This is a genomic window from Streptomonospora arabica (genome assembly GCF_039531585.1).
Taxonomy (GTDB): domain Bacteria; phylum Actinomycetota; class Actinomycetes; order Streptosporangiales; family Streptosporangiaceae; genus Streptomonospora; species Streptomonospora halophila.
Genome location: NZ_BAAAQI010000020.1, coordinates 62,763 through 77,564, shown reverse-complemented (window position 1 = coordinate 77,564; position 14,802 = coordinate 62,763). Strand labels below are relative to the sequence as shown.

The window sequence follows — 14,802 nt, the reverse complement described above, 5'->3', positions numbered from 1 at the left end:
CAGTGCCGCCGCGTGCGGCCCGCGCGGTAGCGTCGCGGCCATGGGACAGCCGGGGGCCGCCGCGCGCGCGGGCAGGGAGCTGCTGCGGCCGCTGAGCGGGCGGCCGACGCGGCGCACCGTCCTCGTCGACCTGCTGCTGTGGGCGGTGCTGTGCCTTCTGCCGGCCCTGAGCCTGGCCTCCGACGTCCAGGGTGTGGACCAGGTGTCTTCGGAGACCCCCGGCCAGGCGGTGGCGGCGATCGTGCTGTTCGGCGTCGCTGCGGCGGTGAGCCGGCCCTATCCGGTCGGCGCCGCGGTTCTGGCGCTCGCGGTGTCGGAGGCGCTGTCGCCCAACGGCGCGTTCGCCGCGGCCGTGCTGTGCTACCTGGCGGGGCGCCGCGACCCGCGTACGTGGCCGGCGGGCGCGGCCTTCGCGGCGGCCGCCGCGGCGCTCGCCGTCCGGGCGGCCCTCGATCCGCAGTTGCTGATCGAGGTGCCGGGCATGGTGATCACCTACGTGTTCACTCTCGTGCTTCCGTGGATGGGCGGCAGCTACCGGCGCCAGCGCAGGCACCTCAACGAGGCCGGCTGGGAGCGCGCCCGCCGGCTGCAGCACGAACAGCGCATCGCCGCCGAACAGGCCCGGCTGCGCGAGCGCTCGCGCATCGCGCAGGACATGCACGACTCGCTCGGGCACGAGCTCAGCCTCATCGCGCTGCGGGCGGGGGCGCTGGAGCTCGCCCCCGATATGGCCGAGCGGCACCGGGTCGCGGCGGGGGAGCTGCGCGAGAACGCCACGACGGCCACTGAGCGGCTGCGTGAGATCGTCGGCGTGCTGCGCGAGTCGGCCGGGGCCGCCGAGGCGGCGCCCACCGCTCCCGCGGGAGAGGACATCGCCGAGGTCGTGGAGCGCGCGCGGCGGTCGGGCCTGGACGTCGTCCTCGACCGCACGGGGACGTGGGAAGGCGTCGCGCCCATGGTCGACCGTGCCGCCTACCGGGTCGTCCAGGAAGGGCTGACCAACGCCGCCAAGCACGCCCCCGGTGCGGCGGTGCGGGTCCGGTTGGAGCGCTCGGCCGAGGAGACGGCCGTGACCGTCGCCAACGAACCGCCGCCCGGGGACGCGCTCCGCGAACCGGGCGCGCCGGACGGGCGCGGACTCATCGGGCTCGCCGAGCGCGTGCGGCTGGCCGGAGGGACGCTGGAGACCGGGGAGCGCTCCGGCGGCTTCGCGATCGCCGCGCGCTTTGCGGCGGAGGGCGGCCGGGCGGCCGCCGCCGAACCGGTCTGCGCACCCGAGCCCGACCCGCACGACGAGCACCGCCGCGCGGCGCGGCGCAGCCTGCGGCGGCGCACGGCCGCGATGGCGGCCGCTGCGGTGGCGCTGGTCGGGCTCGGCGTGCTGGCGGCGGCGGGCAGCGAGTACCTGCGCGCCACCGGCGCCGTACTGCCGCCGTCCGTCTACGGTTCCCTGCGTGTAGGCACCCCGGCCGCCGAGGTCGAGCCCCTGCTGCCCGGACGCCAGTACGCCTCCGCGGCGGAACGGGACGACAGCGAGGCGGCGGAGCGGTTCGACTGCCGCTACTACCGGACCCACGCCGACGTCTTCGTCGGAGAGTACGGTGCCTATCGGCTCTGCTTCGACGGCGGCGAGCTGGTGTCCAAGGACGCGCTGCCCGGGTCCGGTTCCGGTTCCGGTGCGTGAGGACCCCCGCGGGCGGGGGCGACGAGACACGCGGTGCGAGAAAGGACGAGTCCGGATGATCCGGGTGCTGCTGGCCGACGACGAGGCGATGATCCGGGCGGGAGTGCGGGCGATCCTGGAGACCGACGGCGGCGTCGAGGTCGTCGCCGAGGCCGCCGACGGACGGGAGGCGATCGAGCTGGTCCGCTCGCACCGCCCCGACGTCGCCCTGGTCGACATCCGCATGCCCCGCCTCGACGGCCTGAGCGCGGCCGCGGAGATCCGCCGCGAGGTCCCCGCCACCGCCGTGGTGATCCTGACGACCTTCGACGAGGACGCCTACATCTCGCGCGCGCTCACCGACGGCGCCGCAGGCTTCCTGCTGAAGGCGGGCGACCCGCGTGAGCTGGTCGCGGGGGTGCGCGCAGTCGCCGACGGCGCGGCCTACCTGGCGCCCCGGGTGGCCCGCCACGTCATCGACGAGCTCAGCGGCGGCCGGATGGGCCGCGGGGCCGAGGCCCGCGCGCGCATCGCCGAGCTGACGGAGCGGGAGCGCGACGTGCTGGCGCTGGTAGGCGCCGGGTTGTCCAACGCCGAGATCGCCCGGCGCCTGTACCTGGTGGAGGGGACCGTCAAGAGCTACGTCAGCGCCGTCTTGAACCGGCTGGGCATGCGCAACCGCGTGCAGGCGGCGATCCTGGCCTACGAGGCCGGCCTGGTCGAGACCGGCGCCCAGGGGCCGCCCGGCGGTCCGCCGCCATAAGCGCGCCTCCGCTGAGGGGCTCGGGTGTGCGGGCCGCCCTGCAACCGGCGTCCCCGGAGCCGGCGTCCTCCGAGCCGGAGGCCCGGGCACGCGAAGCCGGCGGCCCGCCTCCGTCCGGGCGGGCCGCCGGTCGTGCGCCGGGGTCAGGCGTCGCGCCTGGCCAGGGCCGTGTAGCCGGCGGCCAGGGCCAGGGCCGCCCACGCGGCCAGCAGCAGTGCGCCGGTGCCCCAGCCGTAGGGCTCCGTCGCCCCGGACATCAGCGAGGCGCCGGTCATGGGGGGCGTGTGGTCCACGAACGCGGTGACGGTTTCGTTGCCGACGATCTGGCTGATCGACGGGATCGCCAGCAGAACCCCGAACGCGATGCTGAGCGTGCCCGCGGTGCTGCGTACCAGCAGTCCCAGGCCCAGCGTGAACAGCGAGATCCCGAGGAAGTACCCGCCGGTGCCCGCGATCTCGTGCAGCACGTGTGCCGCCTCGAATTCCATCACGTCGCCGACCACCGCGGCGGCGCCCGCGATGACCGCCGCCCCGGCTACGCACCCGGTGGCGAAGGACGTCACCGCCAGCACCGCGACCTTGGCGATCACGACGCGGGCGCGGGCCGGAACGGTCGTCAGCGTGGTACGCACCGCCCCGGTGGCGTACTCGCCGGTGATGAGCAGCGAAGCGGCGGCCACCATCGCGAACTGGCTCAGCAGGGTCGAGGTGTATCCCAGCGCGTGGGCCGTCATGCCGTCGGCGGTGCCGTTCGCCTGCAGCGCCAGGGAGGCCAGCAGCGCGGTGCCCCCTGTGAGCAGCACCGCCATGCCCAGGCACAGCCAGGTGGAGCGCAGCCCCCACAGCTTGGTCCACTCCGCCGCGATCGCGCCGGGCAGTCCGCCGCCGCTCTGCTGCGGCGCGCCGCGCCGCTCCTGTGCCGTGGTCGCCATGGTCACACCCGCTCCCTGTCGTCGGTGCCCTCCGCCGGGGCCGCGCCCGAGGGGGCGCCGAACTCCACGCTGGAGGCGGTCAGCTCCATGTACGCCTGCTCCAGCGACGCCGCGCGCGGGCTGAGCTCGTTGAGCCGCACCCCCGCCTGGTGGGCGACGCCGCCGATGCGGTCCATCGTGCCGCCCGTGACGATCAGCTCGTCGCCGCCGTGCCGCTCCACGCGCATCCCGGCCACCAGCAGCTGCTGCTCCAGCTCGTCGGGCCGGGGCGTGCGCACGCGCACCGCCGTCAGCGAGCTGGCCTCGATGACCTCGGAGATCGGCGCGTCGGCGATCAGGCGGCCCTTGCCGATGACCACGAGCTGGTCGGCCGTCGTCTGCATCTCGCTCATCAGGTGGCTGGAGACGAACACCGTCCGGCCCTCGGCGGCCAGCGAGCGCATCAGCCCGCGGATCCACCGCACGCCGTCGGGGTCGAGTCCGTTGACCGGTTCGTCGAACATCAGGATCTCCGGATCGCCCAGCAGAGCTCCGGCGATGCCCAGCCGCTGGCCCATGCCCAGCGAGAACTTGCCGGCCCGCTGGTCGGCGACCCCGGTCAGGCCCACGGTCTCCAGTACCTCGCCGACCCGGCGCACCGGCAGCCCGTTGCTGCGCGCCATCGCGGTGAGGTGGTTGCGGGCGGTGCGGCCGGAATGGACCGCCTTGGCGTCCAGCAGTGCGCCGATCCGCCGCATGGGGTGGCGCAGCTCGGCGTAGGGCCGTCCGTCGACCAGGGCCTCGCCCGCTGTGGGGCGGTCCAGCCCCAGCACCATCCGCATCGTGGTCGACTTCCCGGCCCCGTTCGGACCGAGGAACCCCGTCACCTTGCCGGGGGCGAGGTCCACGGAGAGCCGGTCGACGACGACCTTGTCCCCGTAGCGTTTGGTCAGGTTCCGCAGGCTTATCACGGTGTCCTCGCTTCGCGTGCTCGTTGGGTTCTCGTTCCGTCGACGCCACGACACTAGGAACCGGGGGCCGGGCGCCGCAGTGCGCGAAGGGCACAGGCCGGCACCCACTTTCGGCAGGGGTGGGGCCGCCGACCCCCTGCCGAGGGAGGAGGCCGGTGCTGCCGGCCCCGGCCTAAGCTGGCGGCATGCGGAAGCGGTGGATGCGCCTGGTGGCCGTCGCGGACCGGTGGCGGGGTGCGGCTGCGGACTCCGCGCTGTGGGGCGGCTGCGTCGCGCTGGTCGCCTGGGAGGTCGGCGGCGTGCGGGCCGCGCCGACCATCGAGGTCGCGGCGGTGGCGGCGGTGCTGGCCGCCGCCTTCGCGCTGCGGCGCCGGCGGCCCTTCGCCGCGCTCGGGCTGGCGCTGGCGGCCCTGGTCGCCCAGGTCGTCGCCATCGCCCTGACCCTGACGTCGACGCTGGCCCTGAGCTACGCGGTGGCCTGCGCGGTGCTGGCGTTCTCGGCCGGGCGGCGCTCGGACCGGACCGCGCCCGTGGCCGCGATGTTCGCCACCGCGGCGCTGGCCACCCTTATGGCCTACGCGGTGAACTGGATCCGGGTGGGTGACGCCCGCGAGACGCTGACCGGCGTCACCGACTGGGCGGGCGGCCTGGCGGCGCTCGCCGCGATCATGCTCGCGCCCTGGCTGCTGGGCCGCTACCGGCGCCGCCACGCCGAGCTGCGCACGGCGGGCTGGGAGATCGCCGAGCGGATGGAGCGCGCCCGCGACCTGGACGCCGAGCGCGCCCGGCTGCGCGAGCGCGCCCGAATCGCCACGCAGATGCACGACTCCCTCGGCCACGACCTGGCGCTGATCGCGGTGCGCGCCGCCGCCGTGGAGATGGCGCCCGAGGACGGCGGCACCCGTGAGGCGGCGGCGGGGCTGCGCTCCGCCGCGCACGACGCCAACCTGCGGTTGCGCAAGATCATCGGGGTGCTGCACGAGGACGCGGACGCGGGTACCCGCAACGGGGCCGAGGGGGAGGGGGACCTCGCCGCGCTGGTCGACCGAGCGGTGCGCGCCGGGCTGGACGTGCGCCTGCTGCGGGAGGGCGCCGATCCCGACCCCGCCTCCCCCGCGGGGCGGGCGGCGCACCGCGTCGTCGAGGAGGCGCTGACCAACGCCGCCAGGTACGCCCCCGGCGCCGCCGTCACGGTGCGGCTCGTCCGTGCGAAGGGCGCGACCCGCGTGCGGGTGTCGGACACGGGATCCGCGGGTGCCGCCGCCCCCCGCGGGCCCGCGGTCCGCGACGGCTCGGGGCTGGCCGGGCTGCGCGAACTCGTCGAAGGAAGGGGCGGCGGCTTCAGCGCCGGCCCGGGCACGGCGACCGACGGCGGCGTGCGCGGCTTCGCCGTGGCCGCGGACATTCCCGACAGCGCCGAGCCGCCCCCCGGAACCGGACCTGAGGGCACCGAGACCGCGCGGCGGCTGAGCGGGGCGCGCCGCAGCGCCCGCCGGCGGCTGGCGGCGGCGCTGACCGTCCCGCCGGCCCTCGCCGCGACCGCCGTCGCCGCCGGGTTCGCCGTGCTCGCCTACGTCGGTACCCACACCGTCCTGCCTGCGGACGACTACGCGCGCCTGAGGGTCGGCCAGGACCGCGCCGCCGTCGAACGCGAGCTGCCCCGCTTCGACTACCCCGCCCGCGACCTGGTGGACCCGCCGCCCGCTCCGCCCGGTTCGACCTGCCGCTTCTACCTCGTGGAATGGGAGAACGGGCTGCCGCCGGTCTACCGGCTGTGCTTCGCAGAGGGGCGCCTCGCGGCCAAGGACCGCATAGCCCGCGGGTAGCGCGCGGTGTGGCCGGCCGTGTGCCGTGGCGGGCCGAGTGCGGCGCCGCCGCGCCGGGGCGCCGGTAAGCTGCCCGCGTCGCCCGGCCCGGGCGGGGGAGAGGAGGCTTCACCGGTGATCCGCGTCGTACTGGCCGACGACGAGACGATGATCCGCGCCGGCCTGCGCGCCATCCTCACGGCCGACCCCGGCATCGAGGTGGTCGGCGAGGCCGCCGACGGCGCCGAGGCGATCGCCCTGGTCGGCGAGCACCGGCCCGACATCGCCCTGCTCGACGTGCAGATGCCCGGCACCGGCGGCCTGGAGGCCACCGCCGCCATCATCGCGGGACACCCCGCCACGGCGGTGGTCATCCTCACCACCTTCTCCGAGGACGCCTACATCGCACGGGCGCTGAGCGGCGGCGCGAGCGGGTTCGTGCTCAAGACCGGCGACCCGCGGGACCTGGTCGCCGGACTGCACGCCGTGGCCAAGGGCGGCGCCTACCTGTCACCGGAGATCGCCCGGCGGCTGATCGCCGAACTGGGCGCCGTCGGCACCGCCGGGCGGATGTCGCGCGGCGCCGCCGCCCGCGAGCGCATCGACCGGCTCACCGAGCGGGAGCGGGACGTCCTCGCCCTGGTCGGCGAGGGCCTGTCCAACGAGGAGATCGCCGCCCGGCTGGGTATCGTGCCCGGCACCGTCAAGGTGCACGTCGGCTCCATCCTCACCCGCCTGGACGTGCGCAACCGGGTGCAGGCCGCGGTCCTCGCCTACGAGGCCGGGCTGGTGCGCGGCGGACCGCCGTCGGCCGCCGGATGAGCCCCCGGCCCGAAGAGGCGGCCCGCCGGGAGGGGCCGCCCGCTCCCGCCCTATGCCCAAATGGGTAGAGCACGGCCGACCTCCGGTCCATGCGGCCGCCGCCGCGGCGCGGCGAGGATTCCGGCATGCCGTCTTCAGGATTCTCACCGGGCCGCCGCCGCGCGGCCGCCTACACCGCGGCCGCCGCCGTCATCGCCGCGGGATGCGCGGTGCCCGCGGCCGTCGCGGCCGTCGCCGACCCCGGCCCCATCGCCCTCCACCCGCCCGAGCCCACCGGTCCCTACGCGGTGGGCCGCGCCTCCCTGCACCTGGTCGACGAAACCCGGGGCCACCCCTGGGTGGTGGGCGCGAAGCAGCGGGACGTCATGGCCTCGGTCTGGTACCCGGCCGAGGACTCCGGCGGCGAACCGGCCCCCTACATGCCCGCGTCCGTCGCCGACGTGATCTCCGGCGAGCTGGAGCAGCTGGGCATCTCCCGCGACGCGGTGGACATCGCCGGTTCGACGACCAACGCGCGCACCGGCGCCGACCTGGCCCGCGAGGCCGGAGAGCTCCCCGTGCTGCTCTACTCCCACGGGTTCAACCAGACCCGCCACCAGGCCACCGCGCAGCTGGAGGAGCTGGCCTCCCGGGGCTACGCGGTCTTCGCCGTGGACCACCCCTACGAGTCCTCGGCGGTGCGGCTGCCCGGCGGCCGCCTCATCCGGGACGCCATCCCCGATGCCGGCACGGACACCAAGCGGACGGCGATCGCCACACGCGTCGCCGACACCCGCTTCGTGCTGGACGCCGTCGAGGAGATCGCCGCCGGCGGCGACCCCTCCGAGGGCGGGCGCCGGCTGCCGGGCGGTCTGGGGGCGGCCCTGGACCCGTCGTCGGTCGGCATGTTCGGGCACTCCGCCGGCGGGTTCACCGCCGCGGAGGCGATGCTCGTCGACGACCGGATCGACGCGGGCGTGAACCTCGACGGCAGCATCGCCTACCACGTCGGCGACGAGGAGTGGGCCGACGCGACCCGCCGGGGCGCCGATGGGCCGTTCATGATCTTCAGCGGCGGACGCTCCGGCGCGAGCGGCGACCCGCACACGAGCGCGTACGCGCCGGACTGGCGGATGTTCCGCGCGGCCTCCACCGGTCCGTTCGTGGAACTGCACATGTCCGACGCCGAACACATGAGCTTCATCGACACCCAGTGGATGACCGCGCAGCTCGAAGCGGGCCTGGACCCCGGCGGTCCCGCCTGGAAGGACGGCGTCGCGTCGTCGGTGGGCACCGTCGACGCCCGGCAGAGCGTCGCGGCCCAGCGCGCCTACCTCGCCGCGTTCTTCGACGAGTACCTGCGGGGCCGGGAGCGGCCGCTGCTCGACGGCCCCTCCGCCGAGTACCCGGCGGTCGCGTTCGTCGAGTGACCGGCGGAGCCTGGTGGCGATGCGCGCGGCCGCGGCCCGGATGCCCGGGCCGCGGCCGCGCGCCGCTGCGGCGCCGCGCCCTCAGGCGTCGCGGACGCGCAGCTCGGTGCGGCCCGCGATCTGGGCGGCCACGGCCCAGCCGAGCACGGTGGCCAGGTTCACGGGGCCGTCGTGCGGCGCCGTGTAGAAGCCGACGTCCCCGGCGGCGTAGACCTCGACGGCGGCCGTGCCGGGCAGGTAGGCGGCGGCGTCGTTGAGCACCTGCATTCCGCTGAGCTGCAGCACCAGGGGGATGCCGAGGAGCAGCAGGAACCCGGCGCCGATGGTGCCCGCCGTGCCGCGCATCGCGGTGCCCAGGCCCACGAACAGCACCGCGAGCAGGGCCATGCACACGCCCGCGCCGAGCACCGTGGTGGCGGCGTAGCCGGCGTCGAGCGGGGCATAGGAGCCGACGACGGCCCACAGCACGCCGATGCCCAGCGCGGTCGTCGCCGAGCCCGCGGCGAAGGCCAGGCCGGCGGTGACGGCCGTGCGCGCCGCCAGGACCAGCCCGCGCCGGGGCACCGTCTGCAGGGTCGCGGCGATCGCGCGGGTGGCGTACTCGTTGGTGGCGGCGATCGCCGAAAGCGTCAGCACCACGAACTGCACCAGGTAGAACACGCCCTGGGAGGAGAGCTGCGTGTAGGAGAACTCGCTTGCGGCGACGGGGTCCTCCGCGAACCGCTCGACCATGGAGATGCCCATGAACAGCGCGAACGCGGCCATTACGGCGAAGCCCAGGCCCACGCACCACCACGTCGTGCGCAGCGAGGCGAGCTTGGTCCACTCCATGGCCACGGCGCGGGCGAGCACCCGCGCCGTCGACGGGGCCGCGGCCGGGGCCGCAGCGGCGGTCCGGGCGGAGGGCGCTGCGGCGGCGGTCATACTTTCTCCTTTGCTGCTGCTGCGTCCGGGCGGGCACCGGCGTCCCCGGTGCCCGCGGCGCCGCCGGTGAACTCGGCCGCCGTCTCGGTGAGCTCCAGGTAGGCCTGCTCCAGCGACGCCTCCTCGCGGTAGAGGGTGTGCACCCGCGCTCCGGCGGCGTGCGCGGCGTCGCCGACCTCCTCGGGCGTGAGCCCGCGGACCCGCAGCTCGCCGCCGCGGCCGGGCTCGACTTCCACCCTCCGGCGGGTCGCGCTGCGCGCCTCGTTCAGCCGCTCCGCCAGGAGCGAGGCGTCGGGTGTGCGCACGGTCGTCGTCGTGTGCGGCCACGCGGCGATCACGTCGGCCATCGGCTCGTCGACCAGCAGCCGCCCGGCACCGACGACCACCAGGTGGTCGGCCACCAGCTGCATCTCGCTCATCAGGTGGCTGGAGACGAAGACGGTGCGGCCCTGGGCCGCGAGGTCGCGCACCAGCCGGCGGACCCACAGCACGCCGTCCATGTCCAGCCCGTTGACCGGCTCGTCGAAGACGAGGGCGGCGGGCTCGCCCAGCAGCGCGGCGGCGATGCCCAACCGCTGGCGCATGCCCAGCGAGAACCCGCCGATCCGCTTGCGGGCGACGTCGGCGAGGCCGACCTCCTCCAGCACCTCGGCCACGCGCGTGCGCGCCACGCCACCGCCGCGCGCGAGCGCGAGCAGGTGTGCGCGGGCGCTGCGACCGGGGTGGACCGCCGAGGCGTCCAGCAGCGCACCGACCGCGCGCGTCGGTTCGGGGATCTCGGCGTAGGGGCGGCCGCCGACCAGGGCGGTGCCCGAGGTCGGCCGGTCCAGCCCCAGCAGCAGCCGCATCGTCGTCGACTTGCCCGCCCCGTTGGGGCCGAGAAAACCGGTCACGCGTGCGGGCGGGACCTCGAAGGTGAGGTCGTCCACGGCGGTGGTCCCGCCGTAGCGTTTCGTCAGATGGCGTACTGTCAGCACTCCCGCGCCTTTCGTGGTCGTCGTCGTGCGACAAGCGACGCTACGGACGGGCGCCCGGGAGCACATCGGTTGTTCGTCGCCGCGCAGCTATGCCCAAGGGCATAGCCCGACGCGGGACAGGCGGGACCGCGGGCTCAGCTGCCGCTTCTGCCGCTGCTGGCGCGCTGCTCGACGGGGCCGGGCATGCGGTGCAGGTGGATGGCGGTGTTGACCAGTGCGATGTGCGACAGCGCCTGCGGGTAGTTGCCGACGAGCAGGCCGGATGAGGCGTCGAACTCCTCCGACAGCAGCCCGACGTCGTTGCACAGGCTCAGCAGCTTCTCGAACAGCTTGCGGCCCTCCTCCACCCGGCCCTGCATGATCAGGTTGTCCGCCAGCCAGAACGAGCACGGCAGGAACGCGCCTTCTCCCGGAGGCAGCGCGTCGACCTCGGGGGCGTCGCCGCCCATCCGGTAGCGCTGCAGCAGCCCGTCGTGCTCCAGCTCCTCGCGGATCGCCTCGACCGTGCCGATCATCCGCTCGTCGTCGGCCGGCAGGAAGCCCACCGTGGGCAGGAGCAGCAGCGACGCGTCCGCCGCGGCGGATCCGTAGTACTGGGTGAACGCTCCGCGCCGGCGGTCGAAGCCGTTCTCGCACACGTCCTCGAAGATCTCCTGGCGCAACCGCCGCCAGCGGTCGGCCGGGCCGTCCAGCCCGAACTCCTCGACCGCCTTGACCGCGCGGTCCGCGGCCGTCCAGGCCATCACCTTGGAGTGGGTGAACTGCCGCGGACCGCCGCGCACCTCCCAGATCCCGTGGTCGGGGTCGCGCCAGTGCTCCTCCAGATAGCCCATCAGCGCCCGCTGCAGCTTCCAGACCGACTGCTCGGGCGGGATGCCGCGGTTGCGCGCCTGGTGCAGGGCGTCCATCAGCTCGCCGTAGACGTCGAGCTGCCAGTGCCGCGACGCCTTGTTGCCGGTGCGCACCGGGCGCGAGCCGGCATAACCCGGCAGCCAGTCCAGCTCGACCTCGGGCAGGTGCCGCTCGCCCTCGATGCCGTACATGATCCGCATCTGCGAGGGCTCACCGGCCACCGCACGCAGCACCCACTCCCGCCAATGGGCGGCTTCGACCTCGTAACCGGAGTTCAGCAGCGCCAGCAGGGTGAACGTGGCGTCGCGGATCCAGCAGTAGCGGTAGTCCCAGTTGCGCACGCCGCCGGGCTTCTCCGGCAGCGAGGTGGTGGGTGCGGCGACGGTGCCGCCGCTGGGGGAGTAGGTGAGCGCCTTGAGCGTGATGAGGGAGCGCACCACCTGGCCGCGGTACTCGCCGTCGTAGTCGCAGTGTGCCGCCCACTCGCTCCACCAGCCGGCGGTGCGCGAGATCGCCTCGCCGACGTCGACGCTCCGGGGCGCCGGTGCGCGCGGGGCGACCCAGGCCAGCCGGAAGTCGGCGCGCTCGCCCTCGGCGACGGTGAACTCGGCCCGGGGCGTGGCGTGGTCGCCGAGATCGAACTCGACGTCGGAGTCCAGGTAGAGGGTGTCGGGGCCGGCGACGTAGTGCAGGCGGCGGTCGTGCTTGCGGGTCCAGGGGATGATGCCGCCGTAGTCGGGCCGCACCACGGCCTCGGAGCGCATCCGCACCCGCCCCCGCAGGCACTCGACCCGGCGCACCAGGTCGGGGTGCTCGTCGCGGACGGGCATGCAGTCGGTGACGCGCACGGTGCCCTCGGCGCACTCGAACTCGGTCTCCAGCACGAGGGTGTCCGGCCGGTAGCGCCGCCCCAGCAGCCGGTGCTCGCCGGCCGGCGCCATGCTCCAGTAGCCGTTGCCGGAGTCGCCCAGCAGCGCGGCGAAGCAGGCGCCGGAGTCGAACCGGGGCAGGCACAGCCAGTCGATGCTGCCGTTGGACCCCACCAGCGCCGCCGTCTGGGTGTCGCCGATCAGTGCGTAGTCCTCGATGCGCAGGGACACGCGGGAGATCCCCCTTCCGTGGTCCTCGGTGTTGTGGCCTGTACCGATGAGTGTTCCCGCCGAAGCGGCCGAGTAGCGTCCCGCGACGCCCGCGCCCCGGGGGCGCCCGCCCTGCGCGGGCCTCCTCCGGGGCGGCCGGTACCGGCCACCCGCGTCGGCTCGCAGGCCGGGCGCGCCCGCCCTCTGCCCCTGCGGGCGGAACCGTACCGCCTGAAGCGCCGTCGAATAGGCGGTCGCCGCGGCGGAGGGGGCGGACCGGCTGCTCCCGGGGGAGGCGCGGGCCGTTCCCGGTCCGGGTGCGCAAAAGCCGAATCCTCCGTACTATCGGGTCGAATTTCCCGCCGCCCGCGCCGACCGACGACGCGGCCGCGACCGCCGCGGGGCGCGATCCGGAGAGGGGAATGTGAGACCGTGCGCAGGCGCATCATCGCGGCGTGGGCCCTGGCGCGGCGGTCCGCGTTCGCCGGGACCGCGCTGGCGCTGACGGTCGCGCTCGCGTGCACCCTGCTGGGCGCCGGCGCCCTCGGCCAGGCCGTGCGGCTCGCCGACGGCAACGTGTGGCTGTGGAACAGCCCGGACGGCCAGATCGCCCGCACCAACTCCCGAGACGGCCGCGTCGACCTGGTCACGCAGCTGCCCGAGTCCGCCGGTCACGACGTGCGCATCACCCAGACCGACGACCACCTCATCCTGCACGACCTCGACACCGGCCGGATGACCTCGATCGACCTGGCCACCCTCGCGTTCTCCGGACGCGCCGACCTGAGCCCCGAAGGCGACCTGTCGGTGGCGCTCGACGCCGGGCGCGGCGTCATCGTCGACCGGAAGGCCGGCGAGGTGCGCGCGGTCGACCCGGCGACGCTCACCGCCACCGGAGAGGCGCTGAAGCTTCCGGCGCCGCTGGTCGGGGGAAGGTTCGACGCGCAGGGGACGCTGTGGGTCGGCGCACCCAGCCAGGGAACGGTCACCGGAGTCCGGGTCGACGAGGGCGGTGCCCGCGCCGTCGAGACCGCCGAGGTCGCCGACCCGGGCGACGACGTCGCCATGACCGTGCGCGACCAGGGGCCGCTGGTCGCCAACCGCTCCGACGACACGATCGTGGAGGTGCGCGGCGGCGAGACCGCCGAGACCGACGCCCCGCTCGACCTCGCCGACGCGGTGCTGCCGCCCCGCACCCCCGGCGACCTCGTCGCCGTGACCCTGCCCGGCGCCGGCCGCATGCTGGCCCTGCCCGGCCCGCACGACGGCGGCGGGGCCGAGGTGCTCGACGCCGGGGACGTGGGCTCGGCCGTCGCGGTGCCCTATGAGGGCCGCGTGTACCTGCCGGATGAAGGCGGCCGGGTCCGCGTGTTCGAGGCCGACGGCGCCGTGGCGGACCCGATCAGCCTGGAGGGCGCCAGCGGGCCGCTCGGCTTGGAGGTGCGCGAGGGCTACCTGTTCGTCAACGCCCCCGAGTCCGGGACCGCCCTGGTCATCGGCCCCTCGGGCGACTCCGCGGAGGTCGACACCGCAGCGCCGCCCGGCCCCGGCGGCCCTGCCGAGTCCCCGGCACCGGACGACGGCGGCCCCGCCCCACTGCCGCCCGACGTCGACCCGGGCACCGAGCCCGAGCCCGGAACCGGCCCCGCACTGCCCGAGCCCTCGGCGCCCCCGGTCGCCCCGCTCGACCCCGGCGGCGCGGGCACGGACCCGCTCGGCGGACTGCACTCCGGCACCGGACAGACGGCGGCCGGCGCGCCGCCCGGCGCGCCGGTCCCGGTCTCGGCGTCGGTGGGCGAGGACGGCGTCACCGTCTCCTGGCAGCCGTCCTACTCCGCCTCTCCCGTCACCGAGTACGTCGTCAGCTGGGAGGACGGCAGCACCACGGTCTCCGGCGACCGGACCAGCGCGCTGCTGCCCGGGCTGGAGGACGGCGGTCCCTACCGGTTCCAGGTCCAGGCGGTCAACGCCTACGGCTACAGCGCGGCCGCCGCCTCACCGCAGGTCGCCGTCGGCGACGCGCCGCCCGCGCCCGGCGGGGTGTCCGCCGAGGCCACCGGCGCCCACACCGCCGAGCTCGAATGGGAGCCCGCGCCCGGCGCCGACGACTACGTCGTCTCCGCCGAGTCGGCGGACGGCGGGGTCGTCGTCCGCTCCACCTCCGAGACCGGGATCGAGCTCACCGGGCTGGCCGCCGGCCGGACCTACACCTTCTCGGTCGCGGCCCGCGGCGAGGACGGAGTGCGCGGCCTGCCCGCCGCGTCCGAGCCCGTCGCACTGCCGTTCCTGGACGCCCCCGAGGAGGTGTGGGCCGCCACCACCGAGCAGGGCGGCGTCAACGTCTACTGGAGCCCGGTGGAGGGGGCCGCCGAGTACGTCGTCGAGCCCTCCGCGCCCGGACTGCAGGAGCGGCGCGTGACCGCGGGGGAACCCGTGACGGTCGGCGGCGAGCCCTACCAGAGCACCGTCTACGGCGACGCCGCCGGCTGCAGCGCCTTCGCGGTGCGCGCCGTCGACTCCGACGGCAACACCAGCCTCCCGAGCACCCCCGACGACCAGGGCAGGTCCGCCTGCAGATCCAGCTGAGAGCCGGTCGGAGCAGACCGCACGAGCGACCCGAGGACGC

Annotated in this window: 11 protein-coding genes; 6 read left to right on the top strand and 5 right to left on the bottom strand. The window is 75.6% G+C overall.

Annotated elements, in window-relative coordinates; translation table 11 throughout:
* The first annotated feature begins 40 nt into the window (after positions 1 to 40).
* Together ABD284_RS22835 and ABD284_RS22830 are read left to right on the top strand one after the other, a co-directional pair.
* A complete protein-coding gene (locus ABD284_RS22835; RefSeq protein WP_344147390.1) occupies positions 41 to 1,684 on the top strand; it encodes a sensor histidine kinase in 1,644 nt (547 codons plus the stop codon).
* A gap of 55 nt (positions 1,685 to 1,739) precedes the next feature.
* Entirely contained in the window at positions 1,740 to 2,426 is a 687-nt protein-coding gene (locus ABD284_RS22830) for a response regulator transcription factor (RefSeq protein ID WP_344147386.1), read from the top strand.
* A 143-nt stretch (positions 2,427 to 2,569) separates the two neighbouring features.
* On the opposite strand, the gene ABD284_RS22825 is transcribed toward ABD284_RS22830, so the two are convergent.
* Positions 2,570 to 3,358, bottom strand: a complete 789-nt coding sequence (locus tag ABD284_RS22825) for an ABC transporter permease (RefSeq protein WP_344147384.1) — start codon at positions 3,356 to 3,358, stop codon at positions 2,570 to 2,572.
* A 2-nt stretch (positions 3,359 to 3,360) separates the two neighbouring features.
* On the bottom strand, positions 3,361 to 4,308 hold the full coding sequence (locus ABD284_RS22820; RefSeq protein WP_344147381.1) for an ABC transporter ATP-binding protein: 948 nt from the start codon (positions 4,306 to 4,308) through the stop codon (positions 3,361 to 3,363).
* A 185-nt stretch (positions 4,309 to 4,493) separates the two neighbouring features.
* Between ABD284_RS22820 and ABD284_RS22815 the strand changes: the two genes are divergently transcribed.
* From ABD284_RS22815 to ABD284_RS22805, 3 genes are all read left to right on the top strand, one after another.
* A complete protein-coding gene (locus ABD284_RS22815) occupies positions 4,494 to 6,134 on the top strand; it encodes a sensor histidine kinase (RefSeq protein WP_344147378.1) in 1,641 nt (546 codons plus the stop codon).
* A gap of 114 nt (positions 6,135 to 6,248) precedes the next feature.
* Positions 6,249 to 6,935, top strand: coding sequence for a response regulator (locus tag ABD284_RS22810; protein WP_344147375.1), 687 nt, complete (start codon positions 6,249 to 6,251; stop codon positions 6,933 to 6,935).
* Between the two features lie 125 nt (positions 6,936 to 7,060).
* Positions 7,061 to 8,344, top strand: coding sequence for an alpha/beta hydrolase family protein (locus ABD284_RS22805; protein WP_344147372.1), 1,284 nt, complete (start codon positions 7,061 to 7,063; stop codon positions 8,342 to 8,344).
* Positions 8,345 to 8,425: 81 nt separating this feature from the next.
* Here ABD284_RS22805 and ABD284_RS22800 read toward each other — a convergent pair whose 3' ends face one another.
* The 3 genes from ABD284_RS22800 to ABD284_RS22790 all read right to left on the bottom strand — a co-directional run bounded on the left by ABD284_RS22800 (position 8,426) and on the right by ABD284_RS22790 (position 12,197).
* On the bottom strand, positions 8,426 to 9,268 hold the full coding sequence (locus tag ABD284_RS22800) for an SLC5/6 family protein (RefSeq protein WP_344147369.1): 843 nt from the start codon (positions 9,266 to 9,268) through the stop codon (positions 8,426 to 8,428).
* Entirely contained in the window at positions 9,265 to 10,245 is a 981-nt protein-coding gene (locus ABD284_RS22795) for an ATP-binding cassette domain-containing protein (protein WP_344147366.1), read from the bottom strand. Before ABD284_RS22795 ends, ABD284_RS22800 begins: the two co-directional genes overlap by 4 nt.
* 134 nt (positions 10,246 to 10,379) lie before the next feature.
* On the bottom strand, positions 10,380 to 12,197 hold the full coding sequence (locus tag ABD284_RS22790; protein ID WP_344147363.1) for a glycoside hydrolase family 15 protein: 1,818 nt from the start codon (positions 12,195 to 12,197) through the stop codon (positions 10,380 to 10,382).
* A gap of 411 nt (positions 12,198 to 12,608) precedes the next feature.
* Between ABD284_RS22790 and ABD284_RS22785 the strand changes: the two genes are divergently transcribed.
* Positions 12,609 to 14,762 carry a fibronectin type III domain-containing protein gene (locus ABD284_RS22785; RefSeq protein ID WP_344147360.1) on the top strand — a complete coding sequence of 718 codons (2,154 nt, stop codon included), beginning with the start codon at positions 12,609 to 12,611 and terminating at the stop codon, positions 14,760 to 14,762.
* Positions 14,763 to 14,802: the final 40 nt, after the last annotated feature.

Bases quoted from the DNA above. Each gene is read 5' to 3' on its own strand.
- ABD284_RS22835 (WP_344147390.1), top strand. From the start codon at position 41: ATGGGACAGCCGGGGGCCGCCGCGCGCGCGGGCAGGGAGCTGCTGCGG.
- ABD284_RS22830 (WP_344147386.1), top strand. From the start codon at position 1,740: ATGATCCGGGTGCTGCTGGCCGACGACGAGGCGATGATCCGGGCGGGA.
- ABD284_RS22825 (WP_344147384.1), bottom strand. From the start codon at position 3,358: ATGGCGACCACGGCACAGGAGCGGCGCGGCGCGCCGCAGCAGAGCGGC.
- ABD284_RS22805 (WP_344147372.1), top strand. From the start codon at position 7,061: ATGCCGTCTTCAGGATTCTCACCGGGCCGCCGCCGCGCGGCCGCCTAC.
- ABD284_RS22815 (WP_344147378.1), top strand. From the start codon at position 4,494: ATGCGGAAGCGGTGGATGCGCCTGGTGGCCGTCGCGGACCGGTGGCGG.
- ABD284_RS22800 (WP_344147369.1), bottom strand. From the start codon at position 9,268: ATGACCGCCGCCGCAGCGCCCTCCGCCCGGACCGCCGCTGCGGCCCCG.